Here is a 15,225-nt window from a genome sequence, read left to right on the forward strand (position 1 = left end):
GTGTAAAAATCGAGACGGGGTGTGCTCTATTGTGGTTAACCACATACCCGGCTTGTTGTTGATCTAAAACAACATAATTGACAGGGATATTGGGGTGAGAGGTAAAACCGTAAGGCGCCTGGCGGTGTTGGCGGCAGTAGGGCTACTTTGTCATGGCGCGTGGGCAGGGACGTGGAATATCGGTATTTTGGCCATGCGCGGCGAGGCGTCTACGCGTAGCCACTGGCAACCGTTGGCAAAGACATTAAGCCAACAGCTTCCAGGCGAAACCTTTCATATCCAGCCGCTGGATCTGCATCAAATGCAGGAAGCCGTTAACCAGGGAACCGTGCAGTTTGTGATAACCAACCCGGCGCAATTTGTCCAACTGAACAGCCATGCGCCGCTGCGCTGGTTAGCTTCCCTGCGTTCCACGCGCGATGGGAAAGCGGTGAGTAATGTTATTGGCAGCGTGATTTTGACCCGGCGCGATAGCGGCATCACCACGGCGCATGATCTCATCGGTAAGACAGTCGGCGCGATTGATGCTCAGGCGTTTGGCGGCTATTTATTAGGCTATAAAGCGCTCAGCGACGCGGGCTTACGCCCGGAGCGCGATTTTCATCTTCGTTTTACCGGATTTCCTGGCGATGCCTTAGTCTATATGCTGCGCGAAAAAGCGGTGCAGGCGGCAATTGTGCCAGTGTGCCTGTTAGAAAATATGGATCAGGAAGGATTGATTAATAAAAAGGACTTTATCGCGCTGCTTTCCCGACCGACGCCACTGCCTTGCTTAACCAGTACGCCGTTATATCCTGACTGGTCGTTCGCGGCGCTACCTGCGGTAAGCGATGCGCTGGCGGATCGCGTAACGCGAGCGCTATTCAACGCGCCCGCCGCCGCGTCATTTCACTGGGGCGCGCCAGCGTCGACCAGTCAGGTGGAAGCTTTGCTGCGTGATGTTCGTCAGCACCCTCAGCAGCGCCGACTGTGGCTGGATGTCAAAAGTTGGTTAATCCAGCACCAGCTAATGGTCGGTGGCGTGATTCTGGCGTTCCTGTTGCTCACGCTCAATTATATTTGGGTCATGCTGCTGGTGCGTCGACGCGGAAAACAACTGGAACGTAATAATGTAGTCCTTCATCAGCATGAGCGGGCGCTGGAAACCGCCCGGCAAATGAGCGTGTTGGGTGAAATGACCTCCGGGTTTGCCCATGAGCTTAATCAGCCGCTTTCCGCGATTCGACATTATGCCCAGGGGTGCCTGATTCGACTGCGCGCTGCAGATGAACAGCATCCCTTGCTGCCGGCGCTGGAGCAGATTGACCAGCAGGCGCAACGCGGTGCGGATACTCTGCGTAACCTGCGTCACTGGGTCAGCCAGGCGCAGGGCAACCCGGTGCTAACCGAAGCGTGGAAGGCCATAGCCATTCGCGAGGCGATTGATCATGTCTGGCAATTGTTGCGTATGGCGCAACAATTTCCGACAGTGACTCTGCATACCGAGGTTAGCGCTGCGCTGCGCGTAACGCTGCCGTCAGTGCTGCTGGAACAGGTGCTGGCGAATATCATTCTTAATACGGCTCAGGCGGGCGCCACCCATTTATGGATCGTTGCTGAACGCACTGAAAACGGCATCAGTATTGTTTTACAGGATAACGCCGGGGGAATCGATGAGGCGCTATTACGTCAGGCGTTTCAGCCGTTTATGACCACCCGTAAAGAGGGGATGGGCTTAGGGCTGGCGATTTGCCAGCGGCTGGTGCGGTATGGGCGGGGCGATATCAGCATCAGGAACCAGACCGCGCCGGACGGTCTGTCGGGAACGGTGGTCACGATACATTTCTTACATGAAAATGGGGGCAGGGATGGCGACAATTCATCTACTGGATGATGATACGGCGGTCACTAACGCGTGCGCGTTTTTACTGGAAAGTCTGGGATATGACGTAAAATGCTGGACGCAGGGGGCGGATTTTTTGGCGCAGGCCAGTCTGTATCAGGCCGGGGTCGTATTACTGGATATGCGAATGCCGGTACTGGATGGGCAGGGCGTTCATGATGCGTTGCGCCAGTGCGGAAGTACCCTGGCGGTTGTTTTTCTTACCGGGCATGGCGATGTACCGATGGCCGTGGAGCAGATGAAACGCGGCGCCGTCGATTTTCTGCAAAAACCGGTATCGGTAAAACCGCTACAGGCGGCGCTGGAGCGTGCGCTGACGGTTTCATCGGCAGCGGTGGCGCGTCGTGAGATTATACTGTGTTACCAGCAGTTGACGCCGAAAGAGCGTGAGCTGGCCAGCCTGGTGGCAAAAGGATTTATGAACCGTGAAATTGCGGAAGCGATGAATATCGCGGTGCGTACCGTAGAGGTGCACCGCGCCAGAGTCATGGAAAAAATGCAGGCCGGTAGCCTGGCGGAACTGATTAGGCGTTTCGAAAAAATGGCCTCGCCAGAGACCAGAATACGAACAACGTATGAGCCATGAATAATAAACCGCGTTATTTCTTTGATTTGCATCAAATTTTGTTTAATTGAGAAGACTGTTATATTCTGTTGGTTTGAGCTGGCGACGAGTAAAACGTATGACAAAACCGACAAAAGATGACGAACTGTACCGCGAGATGTGCCGGGTGGTGGGCAAGGTCGTGCTGGAAATGCGCGATCTGGGGCAGGAGCCTAAATATATTGTTATTGCGGGCGTGTTAAGAACCGCGCTGGCGAATCAACGCATCCAACGTAGCGCGTTAGAAAAACAGGCTATGGAAACCGTGATTAACGCTCTGGCGCGGTCATAGCCGGTATCATGGTGGGAACGGCCTGTTGGCAATGACGAAATGCTAGTGGGCATCGCCTTTGAATCGTCGCGATTGTCACCATGGCGGGCTGGTTGCCCGCCGTTAGCGATGCGCAGGGTTATCAGGTGATGGCTAAGCGCAGCCCTAACGTATCAGGGTACGGCTCAAAATAATTCTGGCTGCGTAGATAGTCATCTGGATGTTCCGCCAGATAGTGCTTCAGCAGCGTTAACGGTGCCAGGATAGGTAGTCGGCCCGCCCGGTAGCCGAGAATCACCTCGCGTAATTCCGCGCGTTGCCTGCTGTTCAACGCGCGGTGAAAATAGCCCTGGATATGCATCAGCACATTGGTGTGATTTTTACGTGAAGCGGGGTGGCGCAGGATAGCCATCAGTTTTTCTCTGTATCGGACAAAGAAGGCATCCAGATCGTCCCACTCATGCAGACGCGCGACGAAAGGGCCAATTTCGCGGTAGCCGGCCTGGTGGTGGGCGAGAAGCTGAAGTTTGTATCGGCTATGAAACGCGAGCAAACTGTGACGACTCAAGCCCTGCGCGCGTAGCGCATTTAATTCATGTAGCGCGAAGATACGTGCGATGAAGTTCTCGCGTAGTACCGGATCGTGCAGGCGACCATCTTCCTCTATCGGCAGCCAGGGATATTTGTCCATCATCGCAGCGGTAAACAGCCCCGTGCCAGCTTTGCGGCCCCTGTTACCCTTTTCATCATACAGGCGAACGCGCTCCATTCCGCAACTGGGCGATTTTGCACACACAATAAACCCCGCCAGTTCGCCTATTGTTGGCAGAAACCGATCGGCAAAGGCATTCATTCGCTCGGTGACGTCATCGTGCGGGGCATGGCTATAGCGCATCCGAATGTCGCCACAGGTCGTCTGGATAAGACGCAGCGCAGGGCGAGGCACGGGCAGGCCGATCGCCACCTCCGGGCAGATCGGTTTGTAGTCCACCCACGGCGCCAGAGAGTTCATGACAAAATCCATACGCTTATGTCCGCCATCAAAGCGTACCGTGGCGCCAGTCAGACATCCGCTAATGCCGACTACGGGTTTGTTATTCATGATTCCCCCTTATTGAAAGTACGACGACTGACGCCAATGGCGCAAAATGTTATCTCACGCTGATTTAAAACTTACACAACTTTGTTTTTTTGTCTAAGTTTTCGCGGAGATTTTTTTTGATGTACTTAAATATCAATAAGATAGAATGAGGGGAAGAAATCTATTTCAGCGCTTATAGTGTGATAACCTCCAGCGAAGCGACCACGTTGCGCCACTGGGCAAGCTGTTTTTTCTGTCCGGCAGTGAGCTTTCCGGTGGTCACCAGGAACCATTTTCTCTGGGCGAACAGCTCGGGCGCCAGCACGGCTGGTGGAGAGGGAAGCACATTGAGCCGCAGCTCTTGTCCGGTACGAGTCAACGCTTCCAGCCAGATTTCACAGTGATCCGAGAGATGCCATCCGCTAATAAAGGCATTGTTGCCAGGCGCTTTTCTGTCGCCTTCAAGGCAAAAAGAGGTGTAGGCAATAATGATGCCATCCAGTATTTCGCGCAGCGTCATCACGGCGGGAAGGTGCGCGGACACTTTGCTGCGCAACGGACGCAATAAATGGGTCACCAGTTCTGCGCGAGGATATTCCCGGCCACAGTCATAAATCAACTGCCGCAGCGCGTCAATTCGCCCTTCGTGGAGATGTTGGAGCATCGTCTCCTGGATCGTTATCCAGTTATCGCCCAGGCGAATGACCGGACGCGACAGTAAGGGTTTGACCTGGCTTATCGGTACGCCTTTTCTCACCCAGTCGAGAATGCTAAGCGCTTGTCGAATATCGTCATCGCTGTATAAGCGATGTCCGCCATCAGTACGCTGCGGTTTCAATAAACCATAGCGTCGCTGCCATGCCCTTAGCGTGGCGGCATTGATACCGCATAGTCTGGCAAATTCGCCGATAGAATACGACATGGTAAAGCCCGTTAAATAAGGGGATTCTACTATATCATGATCAAATGAAGACTAAGGTAGTGATAAATGGTGCGGCATACCAGGGCATCCGTATGGATTTTGTCGATGATGAGCAATACTGCGTGGCGTAAGGCTCATCAAAATATGACCAATGCTTAATACCATCGGACGCCCCTGGTTAATACTCTATTAACCTCATTCTTCGGGCACAGTTAAGTAACTCTGTCACTTTATGAACCTGTAGCTTTCTCATCATATTCATCCGGTGTGTTTCGACGGTTTTTATACTGATATGTAGCTTTTCGCTGATCCCATGATTGGTATACCCCTCGTCAATAAGTTTAAGAACCTGACGCTCGCGCAAAGTAAGCAGTTGATGATTGGTCGTGTCAGCGTTTAATTCAGCCAGGATAGCTTCCCGATTCAACGTTGGGTCAATGTAACGCTTGTTTACTGCTACTGTTTGCAATGCCGCTAACAGAACTTGCTGACTACTGCTTTTTAAAACATAGCCATTAGCACCTGCGGCTAAAGTTTTAATGGTCATATACTCTTGTTGGTATGCTGTGTAAACCAGAATATTCATTGCTGGCCAACGCTGATGTAATTGAGGAATGATATCCAGGCCATTGATGCCAGGTAAGCTGAGATCAAGGATAAGTATGTCAGGCTCGTATGCGCAACAGGCATTATAAACCTCAAGACCATTTTTAACATGCTCTACAATTTTAAAATGAGGCCAGGGTAATAAGGCATTCATAATGCCGTTAATGATGATTTCATGATCGTCTACTAATAAGATCTTATATTCTTTCATTTTGCTGCCCTCGCGAAAATTAAGATAATATTAAGTAATGGTGTAGTTTTTGAAGATCATACGTATTTTCTGGCGTAAGTCGGTTAGTTCCTCCAGCGTGATGATTTTCCCCATTTTTACGCGATTCTCAATGTCTATGACATAGCATACCAATTCAGTCTGCCCTATTTGACCTAAACAGCCTTTTAATGTGTGAATTAACTGATCAATTTTTTTTCCAGCCGATACGGCATTTTCAATATCAGCCAGCAAGAGGTCCAGTGATTGGAAAATCTTGCTATTAATGACCACATCATCTGTCGCCAGTAGCGCTGAGCAGCGACTCGGATCCTGCTCCTGTAGCTCTATATTTCGTAAAAGTTGGTATTCTGCGGCAATACTGATATAGCGAGCTAAGGTAGCCAATGTCACTGGTTTTGTAATGTAATGATGAATCCCATTTTTTTTACAACGATGAATATCTTCTGCCGCTACGCTAGCGGATAGCGCCACAAACATGCAGTCAGGATCTAAATTATTCGGCTCATCGTGCCATAATTGTACACATTCAATACCATCTATTTCTGGCATTCTAATGTCAATCAGTACTAAATCGAATCGCTGCTGTTGTGATAAAGTCAGAGCCTCGTTACTACTGGCGGCAATAGTGACGTGTTGGCCCAGGCTGACAAGCATTTTGCCGATGATATCCCGATTAATATCGGCATCATCAACCAAAAGAATCTGCAACTGCCAGGGGGGTAACAAATTATTTATTACTGGCATATTTGGTGTACGCAATATTAACTGTTGCGCCAGGTCGTAGAGTTTTCCGGGGAAATACAAAAGCTCTGCGTTGAGAAGCGCATTTTGCTGGTGGGGGGGGGCGCCGCGTATTCCCCAGCAAGCCAGTTGGCGATGCAGGCAGAACGGCGCTGATAGTGTCCCTTTAATTGGTTGAGGCGGCTGGTATTCTTGTAAGGGTAATACTAGCGAGACACAGGTTCCAACCCCGGGGACACTTTTTAGTGTCAGATTACCGCCCATCATTTTAGCCAGGCTTGACGCAATAGTCAGTCCAATTCCTGTACCTTGCGAATTTGTGTCTGCTTGATAAAAAGCAGTAAAGATTTGAGACTGCTGCTGTATTTCAATCCCTTTACCGCTATCGCTAACCAGAAATATTAATTGTTCCTCATGACGCTTGACCGTCAGACGTATCCCTCCGGTTTCGGTAAATTTTACCGCATTCCCGAGTAAATTAACCAAAATTTGCCGTAAACGGATACTGTCGGTATGAAAATAGAGAGGGACATGTTGACCGACAAAAGTACGTAATGACAGTTTTTTGCTTTGCGCTGGCCCCTGGATGGTTTGCATTGCCTGGTCCAGTAACGGCAGTAACGCTGTTTCTTCCATATGTAATGTGAAATGACCAGACTCGATGCGTGAAAAATCCAGCAGATTATTAATAATAGCTAACAAAGACAGTGTACAATTCCTGGCGGTATCAGCTAATCCTTGCTGCTCTATGTTTAAAGGGGTGGTTTGTAATAATTCAATCGCACCAAGTACGCCATTCATCGGAGTACGTAACTCATGACTTATTACCGTAAGATGAATGCTTTTACGTTTGTTAGCTTGCTCAGCGCGTTTTTTTGCTTCATTTAGCGCCTGGGTGCGATCTGCGACTTTGTTTTCCAGATTGTCGTATTGGACTTGTAGAGTATCAAGCAGTTGGTTAAAAGCACCGGCAATACTATCTAATTCATCCAGTCGTTGTTCTGGTAAACGTGTGCTCAGCGGTGCAGTTGCGGTTTTATTAATGACATCGACAAAACGCCATAACGGTTTGGCCAGTGAGCGATGTAGTAACCAGCAAAAAGCCGACGTCATCAACACCAATGCTGTTAATGTAAAGGGGATTTGTTGAAGGATAATTTTTAAGATGCGATTATGTAGATTACCGTATGGGTACAGCGTAACCAGACTCCATCCGGGGCCATGCAAGGTTGTGCGTAATATCAGAAATCCGGGAATTTGCTGCCATCCATCATGCAGCGTTACATTTTCTAACTGTGTACGTATTTTTTGCGGGATGTATGAAAACGGCAATAAGTGGTTGTTTTGATCCAGCCATACTCGAATACTATCATCTAATGGCAGGTGGCTCTTAGTAATGAGATCGGGAAGTTTAACCGTCACCCCAAAAAATACGCCTTGCTGATCGGCAACCGCAACGGAAGCGTGCCATCCTTTGCCGTTTATGTATTCTGGTTCACTCCAGTAAAACCCGGCATGGGTTGGGTATAAAGGAAAGCTTTTTCGCGTTAAAGGCTGTAGAGTTGAATAATCTGAAGGGTTATCAGTAGATAATAACGAAATCTCATTTTTATGATTAAGAATAAAACTATCGCGACGAAAGCTATTTTCATCGATATCAGAGGACTGCAGAAAGAGACGGTGCTTCTCTCCGTTTAGCGTCGGCGTGCAATTTGAAGGACCGACAGATAGATGCCGGCTCACCTCAGGGAAAATATCGTTATGATGAATCTCAGTCGCTAATGAGCATTGATACATTAAATTTTTAGCGTCACGTTCAGCTTCTTCAAACCGTTGATTGCTTAGTACAATATTCATCTCGGATAGAACGGATAAATCCTCTATTATATGCTGCCGTTTCTGAACCATTGATATATAAGCTGCGGTAAGCACAGATAGCAGCCAAATAATTATTGTTGTTAATAAAAATAAAAAAGTTAGCCTGATTACTAAAGATGTTTGCAGCGTATTCTTGAGATTGAGCAAATTCATAATGCTTCCCTCCAGTTGCCTGTTGCAAAATCTTTGGCACTTGATCACTATCGCAGTACATATAGTTTCATCAGAAGATTAATCGATGGTGTTATCATTAGGAAGATAAATTTCTTCATATATAACCCAGTCGATGACTACAATTACTTTTTAATAAGATGGCGATGTAAAAACATCGTAACAGTTTATTTAATAAATAATTTTTCAAATTGTAAGTTTTTATGTCAATGCTGAAAATGTAATTGTGAATTTATCGGAAAATCCGAATGATAGAATCGCCTGTGACAAGGTATATGTAGACAGCATCCTGATATTGTACAAGAAGAGTATAGTCGAAATAAATGTGAATCAGGCTTTTTACGGATGTGGTTGTGAGCGAATTTGATAGAAACTCCCATTTATGTCTGAGGAGGGATTCATGCTGGCAGTTTTAAAAGGCATTCCATTAATTCAGGATATCAGGGCCGAAGGTAATAGCCGATCCTGGATAATGACTATTGATGGGCATCCTGCCAGAGGAGAAATTTTCTCAGAAGCATTTTCTATTTCTTTGTTCTTAAATGACCTGGAAAGCTTACCTAAGCCTTGTCTTGCCTATGTGACACTACTGCTTGCAGCACACCCGGACGTCCATGATTATGCTATACAGCTCACAGCGGATGGGGGATGGTTAAACGGTTATTATACCACAAGTAGTAGCTCTGAGCTTATTGCTATTGAGATAGAAAAACACCTGGCTTTAACTTGCATTTTAAAAAATGTAATACGCAATCACCATAAACTTTATTCGGGTGGGGTATAAAATGGTAGTAAATAAACGTTTAATCTTAATTTTACTATTTATACTCAATACAGCAAAGAGTGATGAGTTATCATGGAAAGGTAATGACTTCACCCTTTATGCCAGACAAATGCCATTAGCAGAGGTTTTACATCTGCTCTCAGAGAACTATGATACGGCTATTACTATTAGCCCATTGATAACAGCTACATTTAGTGGAAAAATTCCGCCTGGACCACCGGTCGATATTTTGAATAACCTGGCAGCACAATATGATTTGCTTACCTGGTTTGATGGCAGCATGTTATATGTATATCCTGCATCGTTATTAAAACATCAGGTTATCACTTTCAATATTTTATCTACTGGACGGTTCATTCATTACTTACGCAGCCAGAATATCCTTTCATCACCGGGATGCGAGGTTAAAGAAATTACCGGTACCAAAGCTGTGGAGGTGAGCGGTGTTCCCAGCTGCCTGACTCGTATTAGTCAATTAGCTTCAGTGCTGGATAATGCGTTAATCAAACGAAAAGACAGTGCGGTGAGTGTAAGTATATACACGCTTAAGTATGCCACTGCGATGGATACCCAATACCAATATCGCGATCAGTCCGTCGTGGTTCCAGGGGTCGTGAGTGTATTGCGTGAGATGAGTAAAACCAGCGTACCGGCGTCATCGACGAACAATGGTTCACCCGCTACACAGGCATTGCCCATGTTTGCTGCCGACCCACGCCAGAATGCAGTGATCGTTCGTGATTATGCGGCCAATATGGCCGGGTATCGGAAACTTATCACAGAATTAGATCAACGCCAGCAGATGATAGAGATTTCGGTGAAAATTATCGATGTTAATGCTGGAGATATTAACCAGTTAGGCATCGACTGGGGAACGGCAGTGTCGCTGGGTGGCAAGAAAATTGCGTTCAATACAGGTTTGAATGACGGTGGTGCTAGCGGTTTTTCAACGGTAATCAGCGATACCTCAAACTTTATGGTGCGTTTGAATGCCCTGGAAAAAAGCTCTCAGGCTTATGTACTTTCCCAGCCATCTGTGGTGACTTTAAATAATATCCAGGCTGTGCTGGATAAAAATATTACTTTCTATACCAAACTGCAGGGAGAAAAAGTGGCTAAACTTGAATCCATCACTACGGGTTCTTTGTTGCGCGTTACACCTCGCTTGTTAAATGATAATGGCACGCAAAAAATAATGCTTAATCTTAATATTCAGGATGGACAACAAAGTGATACGCAAAGCGAAACAGACCCGCTGCCCGAAGTGCAAAATTCTGAAATTGCTTCGCAGGCCACATTATTGGCCGGGCAAAGTCTATTGCTGGGAGGATTTAAACAAGGTAAACAAATCCACTCGCAAAATAAAATTCCTTTATTGGGCGATATTCCTGTCGTAGGTCATTTGTTTCGCAATGATACGACTCAAGTACATAGTGTAATCAGGCTTTTTTTGATTAAAGCCTCAGTAGTAAATAATGGCATATCTCATGGTTAATCCAAAGAGCTCCTGGAAAATACGTTTTTTAGGTCACGTTTTACAAGGCCGGGAAGTATGGCTGAATGAAGGTAACCTGTCACTGGGGGAGAAAGGATGCGATATTTGTATTCCGCTTACTATAAATGAAAAAATTATTCTGAGAGAACAGGCAGATAATTTATTTGTTGATGCCGGGAAAGCCAGAGTTAGAGTTAATGGCCGCAGATTTAATCCAAATAAGCCGCTACCATCCAGTGGGGTTTTGCAGGTTGCGGGAGTGGCTATCGCGTTTGGTAAACAGGATTGTGAACTTGCTGATTATCAAATACCCGTTTCCAGATCAGGCTACTGGTGGTTGGCTGGCGTATTCTTGATTTTTATCGGTGGAATGGGGGTCCTGTTAAGTATTAGTGGTCAGCCTGAAACGGTAAATGACTTACCTTTGCGGGTTAAGTTTTTATTAGACAAAAGCAATATTCATTATGTGCGGGCGCAATGGAAAGAAGATGGCAGCCTGCAGTTGTCCGGTTATTGCTCGTCAAGCGAACAGATGCAAAAGGTGAGAGCGACTCTCGAATCATGGGGGGTCATGTATCGGGATGGTGTAATCTGTGATGACTTATTGGTACGAGAAGTGCAGGATGTTTTGATAAAAATGGGTTACCCGCATGCTGAAGTATCCAGCGAAGGGCCGGGGAGCGTGTTAATTCATGATGATATACAAATGGATCAGCAATGGCGTAAGGTTCAACCATTACTTGCAGATATTCCCGGGTTATTGCACTGGCAGATTAGTCACTCTCATCAGTCTCAGGGGGATGATATTATTTCTGCGATAATAGAGAACGGTTTAGTGGGGCTTGTCAATGTTACGCCAATGCGGCGCTCTTTTGTTATCAGTGGTGTACTGGATGAATCTCATCAACGCATTTTGCAAGAAACGTTAGCAGCATTAAAGAAAAAGGATCCCGCTCTTTCTTTAATTTATCAGGATATTGCGCCTTCCCATGATGAAAGCAAGTATCTGCCTGCGCCAGTGGCTGGCTTTGTACAGAGTCGCCATGGTAATTACTTATTACTGACGAATAAAGAGCGTTTACGTGTAGGGGCATTGTTACCCAATGGGGGAGAAATTGTCCATCTGAGTGCCGATGTGGTAACGATTAAACATTATGATACTTTGATTAACTATCCATTAGATTTTAAGTGAGTGGAAAATGACAACTTTGACCCGGTTAGAAGATTTGCTGCTTCATTCGCGTGAAGAGGCCAAAGGCATAATTTTACAATTAAGGGCTGCCCGGAAACAGTTAGAAGAGAACAACGGCAAGTTACAGGATCCGCAGCAATATCAGCAAAACACCTTATTGCTTGAAGCGATCGAGCAGGCCGAAAATATCATCAACATTATTTATTATCGTTACCATAACAGCGCACTTGTAGTGAGTGAGCAAGAGTAAAGTAAAAATATCTTAGAGCCTATCCCACCAGGCGTTAATTGGCGCAGCCAGTTTGGACACGGATAGCGCGCAAAAACCGCAGCGTACACGTAGTACGTGAGGTTTGACTCGCTACGCTCGCCCTTCGGGCCGCCGCTAGCGGCGTTCAAAACGCTAACGCGTTTTGGCGAGCACTGCCCAGGTTCAAAATGGCAAGTAAAATAGCCCTAATGGGATAGGCTCTTAGTTAGCACGTTAATTATCTATCGTGTATATGGAGGGGAATGATGATAAAGAAAAAGGCTGCGTTTAGTGAATATCGTGATTTAGAGCAAAGTTACATGCAGCTAAATCACTGTCTTAAAAAATTTCACCAAATCCGGGCTAAGGTGAGTCAACAGCTTGCTGAAAGGGCAGAGAGCCCCAAAAAGAGCAGAGAGACAGAGAGTATTCTTCATAACCTATTTCCACAAGGCGTTGCCGGGGTTAACCAGGAGGCCGAGAAGGATTTAAAGAAAATAGTAAGTTTGTTTAAACAACTTGAAGTACGACTGAAACAACTTAATGCTCAAGCCCCGGTGGAGATACCGTCAGGAAAAACAAAAAGGTAAAGCATAATGTCTTCAGGAAACATCTTATGGGGAAGTCAAAACCCTATTGTGTTTAAAAATAGCTTCGGCGTCAGCAACGCTGATACCGGGAGCCAGGATGACTTATCCCAGCAAAATCCGTTTGCCGAAGGGTATGGTGTTTTGCTTATTCTCCTTATGGTTATTCAGGCTATCGCAAATAATAAATTTATTGAAGTCCAGAAGAACGCTGAACGTGCCAGAAATACCCAGGAAAAGTCAAATGAGATGGATGAGGTGATTGCTAAAGCAGCCAAAGGGGATGCTAAAACCAAAGAGGAGGTGCCTGAGGATGTAATTAAATACATGCGTGATAATGGTATTCTCATCGATGGTATGACCATTGATGATTATATGGCTAAATATGGCGATCATGGGAAGCTGGATAAAGGTGGCCTACAGGCGATCAAAGCGGCTTTGGATAATGACGCCAACCGGAATACCGATCTTATGAGTCAGGGGCAGATAACAATTCAAAAAATGTCTCAGGAGCTTAACGCTGTCCTTACCCAACTGACAGGGCTTATCAGTAAGTGGGGGGAAATTTCCAGTATGATAGCGCAGAAAACGTACTCATGAAAAAAGACCCGACCCTACAACAGGCACATGACACGATGCGGTTTTTCCGGCGTGGCGGCTCGCTGCGTATGTTGTTGGATGACGATGTTACACAGCCGCTTAATACTCTGTATCGCTATGCCATGCAGCTTATGGAGGTAAAAGAGTTCGCCGGCGCAGCGCGACTTTTTCAATTGTTGACGATATATGATGCCTGGTCATTTGACTACTGGTTTAGGTTAGGGGAATGCTGCCAGGCTCAAAAACATTGGGGGGAAGCGATATACGCTTATGGACGCGCGGCACAAATTAAGATTGATGCGCCGCAGGCGCCATGGGCCGCAGCGGAATGCTATCTCGCGTGTGATAACGTCTATTATGCAATCAAAGCGTTAAAGGCCGTGGTGCGTATTTGCGGCGAGGTCAGTGAACATCAAATTCTCCGACAGCGTGCAGAAAAGATGTTACAGCAACTTTCTGACAGGAGCTAAAAATGAATCGAATTCACAGTAATAGCGATAGCGCCGCAGGAGTAACCGCCTTAACACATCATCACTTAAGCAATGTCAGTTGCGTTTCCTCGGGTTCGCTGGGAAAGCGCCAGCATCGTGTGAATTCTACTTTTGGCGATGGCAACGCCGCGTGTCTGCTATCCGGGAAAATTAGTCTTCAGGAGGCAAGCAATGCGTTGAAGCAACTGCTTGATGCCGTACCCGGAAATCATAAGCGTCCATCATTGCCTGACTTTTTGCAGACCAATCCCGCGGTTTTATCAATGTTGATGACGACATTAATACTCAGCGTTTTTGGTAATAACGCTCAATCGTTATGCCAACAGCTTGAGCGGGCAACTGAGGTGCAAAATGCATTACGTGATAAGCAGGTAAAGGAGTATCAGGAGCAGATCCAGAAAGCGATAGAGCAGGAGGATAAAGCGCGTAAAGCGGGCATTTTTGGCGCTATTTTTGACTGGATTACCGGCATATTTGAAACCGTGATTGGCGCCTTAAAAGTTGTGGAAGGTTTTCTGTCCGGTAATCCCGCAGAAATGGCTAGCGGCGTAGCTTATATGGCCGCAGGTTGTGCAGGAATGGTTAAAGCCGGAGCCGAAACGGCAATGATGTGCGGTGCTGACCACGATACCTGTCAGGCGATTATTGACGTGACAAGTAAGATTCAATTTGGTTGTGAAGCCGTCGCGCTGGCACTGGATGTTTTCCAGATTGGCCGTGCTTTTATGGCGACGAGAGGTTTATCTGGCGCAGCTGCAAAAGTGCTTGACTCCGGTTTTGGCGAGGAAATGGTTGAGCGTATGGTAGGTGCAGGGGAAGCAGAAATAGAGGCGTTGGCTGAAAAGTTTGGCGAAGAAGTGAGCGAAAGTTTTTCCAAACAATTTGAGCCGCTTGAACGTGAAATGGCTATGGCGAATGAGATGGCAGAGGAGGCTGCCGAGTTTTCTCGTAACGTAGAAAATAATATGACGCGAAGCGCGGGAAAAAGCTTTACGAAAGAGGGGGTGAAAGCCATGGCAAAAGAAGCGGCAAAAGAAGCCCTGGAAAAATGTGTGCAAGAAGGGGAAAAGTTTCTGTTAAAAAATTTTCGTAATAAAGTTCTCTTCAATATGTTCAAAAAAATCCTGTATGCCTTACTGAGGGATTGTTCATTTAAAGGCTTACAGGCTATCAGATGTGCAACCGAGGGTGCCAATCAGATGAATACTGGCATGGTTAACACAGAAAAAGCGAAGCTTGAAAAGAAAATAGAGCAATTAATAACTCAGCAACGGTTTCTGGATTTCATAATGCAACAAACGGATGACCAAAAAAAGATAGAACAAAAACGCTTAGAGGAGCTTTATAAGGGTAGCGGTGCCGCGCTTAGAGATGTATTAGATACCATTGATCACTATAGTAGCGTTCAGGCGAGAATAGCTGGCTGGCGCGCTTAATC

General features: G+C 46.5%; 15 protein-coding genes. 11 read left to right on the top strand and 4 right to left on the bottom strand.

Features of this window, described 5'->3' with window-relative positions:
- Positions 1–94 precede the first annotated feature (94 nt).
- The 3 genes from ttrS (at position 95) to fumD (ending at position 2,778) form a co-directional block, all read left to right on the top strand.
- Positions 95–1,873, top strand: coding sequence for a tetrathionate respiration histidine kinase TtrS (gene ttrS, locus ACLJTG_RS01270; protein WP_079951488.1), 1,779 nt, complete (start codon positions 95–97; stop codon positions 1,871–1,873).
- The gene (gene ttrR / locus ACLJTG_RS01275; RefSeq protein WP_000190927.1) at positions 1,848–2,468 is read left to right on the top strand and encodes a tetrathionate respiration response regulator TtrR; all 621 of its coding nucleotides are present in this window, start codon (positions 1,848–1,850) and stop codon (positions 2,466–2,468) included. Before ttrS ends, ttrR begins: the two co-directional genes overlap by 26 nt.
- Before the next feature lie 97 nt (positions 2,469–2,565).
- A complete protein-coding gene (fumD, locus tag ACLJTG_RS01280) occupies positions 2,566–2,778 on the top strand; it encodes a fumarate hydratase FumD (RefSeq protein ID WP_000165779.1) in 213 nt (70 codons plus the stop codon).
- A gap of 121 nt (positions 2,779–2,899) precedes the next feature.
- On the opposite strand, the gene mlrB is transcribed toward fumD, so the two are convergent.
- The 4 genes from mlrB to ACLJTG_RS01300 form a co-directional block, all read right to left on the bottom strand.
- The gene (gene mlrB, locus ACLJTG_RS01285) at positions 2,900–3,859 is read right to left on the bottom strand and encodes a transcriptional regulator MlrB (RefSeq protein ID WP_001060732.1); all 960 of its coding nucleotides are present in this window, start codon (positions 3,857–3,859) and stop codon (positions 2,900–2,902) included.
- Between the two features lie 172 nt (positions 3,860–4,031).
- Positions 4,032–4,760, bottom strand: a complete 729-nt coding sequence (locus tag ACLJTG_RS01290; protein WP_000122320.1) for a MerR family transcriptional regulator — start codon at positions 4,758–4,760, stop codon at positions 4,032–4,034.
- A 178-nt stretch (positions 4,761–4,938) separates the two neighbouring features.
- A complete protein-coding gene (locus ACLJTG_RS01295; RefSeq protein WP_000666335.1) occupies positions 4,939–5,577 on the bottom strand; it encodes a two component system response regulator in 639 nt (212 codons plus the stop codon).
- 30 nt (positions 5,578–5,607) lie between these two features.
- Positions 5,608–8,370, bottom strand: a complete 2,763-nt coding sequence (locus tag ACLJTG_RS01300; RefSeq protein WP_024155616.1) for a two component system sensor kinase — start codon at positions 8,368–8,370, stop codon at positions 5,608–5,610.
- Between the two features lie 400 nt (positions 8,371–8,770).
- Here ACLJTG_RS01300 and spiC point away from each other — a divergent pair, with 400 nt between their 5' ends.
- The 8 genes from spiC to sseC all read left to right on the top strand — a co-directional run bounded on the left by spiC (position 8,771) and on the right by sseC (position 15,223).
- A complete protein-coding gene (spiC, locus tag ACLJTG_RS01305; RefSeq protein WP_001738217.1) occupies positions 8,771–9,172 on the top strand; it encodes an SPI-2 type III secretion system protein SpiC in 402 nt (133 codons plus the stop codon).
- 1 nt (position 9,173) lies between these two features.
- Positions 9,174–10,667 carry an SPI-2 type III secretion system protein SpiA gene (gene spiA / locus ACLJTG_RS01310; RefSeq protein ID WP_000261279.1) on the top strand — a complete coding sequence of 498 codons (1,494 nt, stop codon included), beginning with the start codon at positions 9,174–9,176 and terminating at the stop codon, positions 10,665–10,667.
- The gene (gene ssaD / locus ACLJTG_RS01315; protein WP_000323791.1) at positions 10,648–11,859 is read left to right on the top strand and encodes a SctD family type III secretion system inner membrane ring subunit SsaD; all 1,212 of its coding nucleotides are present in this window, start codon (positions 10,648–10,650) and stop codon (positions 11,857–11,859) included. The genes spiA and ssaD overlap by 20 nt, the downstream gene beginning before the upstream one ends.
- 7 nt (positions 11,860–11,866) lie before the next feature.
- Positions 11,867–12,109 carry a YscE family type III secretion system co-chaperone SsaE gene (gene ssaE, locus ACLJTG_RS01320; RefSeq protein WP_000210202.1) on the top strand — a complete coding sequence of 81 codons (243 nt, stop codon included), beginning with the start codon at positions 11,867–11,869 and terminating at the stop codon, positions 12,107–12,109.
- Positions 12,110–12,372: 263 nt separating this feature from the next.
- Positions 12,373–12,699, top strand: coding sequence for an SPI-2 type III secretion system chaperone SseA (sseA, locus tag ACLJTG_RS01325; protein ID WP_000972855.1), 327 nt, complete (start codon positions 12,373–12,375; stop codon positions 12,697–12,699).
- Between the two features lie 6 nt (positions 12,700–12,705).
- Positions 12,706–13,296, top strand: coding sequence for an SPI-2 type III secretion system translocon protein SseB (gene sseB / locus ACLJTG_RS01330; protein ID WP_000094422.1), 591 nt, complete (start codon positions 12,706–12,708; stop codon positions 13,294–13,296).
- Positions 13,293–13,766, top strand: coding sequence for a SycD/LcrH family type III secretion system chaperone SscA (sscA, locus tag ACLJTG_RS01335; RefSeq protein WP_000711026.1), 474 nt, complete (start codon positions 13,293–13,295; stop codon positions 13,764–13,766). The genes sseB and sscA overlap by 4 nt, the downstream gene beginning before the upstream one ends.
- 2 nt (positions 13,767–13,768) lie before the next feature.
- Positions 13,769–15,223: an SPI-2 type III secretion system translocon protein SseC gene (sseC, locus tag ACLJTG_RS01340; protein WP_001079751.1), complete on the top strand. Its 1,455-nt coding sequence runs from the start codon at positions 13,769–13,771 to the stop codon at positions 15,221–15,223.
- The last annotated feature ends 2 nt before the right edge of the window (positions 15,224–15,225 follow it).

Origin of the sequence: Salmonella sp. SAL00672 (genome assembly GCF_046552175.1) — a bacterium.
GTDB classification, from domain to species: domain Bacteria; phylum Pseudomonadota; class Gammaproteobacteria; order Enterobacterales; family Enterobacteriaceae; genus Salmonella; species Salmonella enterica.

Coding starts and splice junctions, on each gene's coding strand:
- ttrR (WP_000190927.1), top strand. CDS start 1,848: ATGGCGACAATTCATCTACTGGATGATGATACGGCGGTCACTAACGCG.
- fumD (WP_000165779.1), top strand. CDS start 2,566: ATGACAAAACCGACAAAAGATGACGAACTGTACCGCGAGATGTGCCGG.
- mlrB (WP_001060732.1), bottom strand. CDS start 3,859: ATGAATAACAAACCCGTAGTCGGCATTAGCGGATGTCTGACTGGCGCC.
- ACLJTG_RS01290 (WP_000122320.1), bottom strand. CDS start 4,760: ATGTCGTATTCTATCGGCGAATTTGCCAGACTATGCGGTATCAATGCC.
- ACLJTG_RS01295 (WP_000666335.1), bottom strand. CDS start 5,577: ATGAAAGAATATAAGATCTTATTAGTAGACGATCATGAAATCATCATT.
- ACLJTG_RS01300 (WP_024155616.1), bottom strand. CDS start 8,370: ATGAATTTGCTCAATCTCAAGAATACGCTGCAAACATCTTTAGTAATC.
- spiC (WP_001738217.1), top strand. CDS start 8,771: ATGTCTGAGGAGGGATTCATGCTGGCAGTTTTAAAAGGCATTCCATTA.
- spiA (WP_000261279.1), top strand. CDS start 9,174: ATGGTAGTAAATAAACGTTTAATCTTAATTTTACTATTTATACTCAAT.
- ssaD (WP_000323791.1), top strand. CDS start 10,648: ATGGCATATCTCATGGTTAATCCAAAGAGCTCCTGGAAAATACGTTTT.
- ssaE (WP_000210202.1), top strand. CDS start 11,867: ATGACAACTTTGACCCGGTTAGAAGATTTGCTGCTTCATTCGCGTGAA.
- sseA (WP_000972855.1), top strand. CDS start 12,373: ATGATGATAAAGAAAAAGGCTGCGTTTAGTGAATATCGTGATTTAGAG.
- sseB (WP_000094422.1), top strand. CDS start 12,706: ATGTCTTCAGGAAACATCTTATGGGGAAGTCAAAACCCTATTGTGTTT.
- sscA (WP_000711026.1), top strand. CDS start 13,293: ATGAAAAAAGACCCGACCCTACAACAGGCACATGACACGATGCGGTTT.
- sseC (WP_001079751.1), top strand. CDS start 13,769: ATGAATCGAATTCACAGTAATAGCGATAGCGCCGCAGGAGTAACCGCC.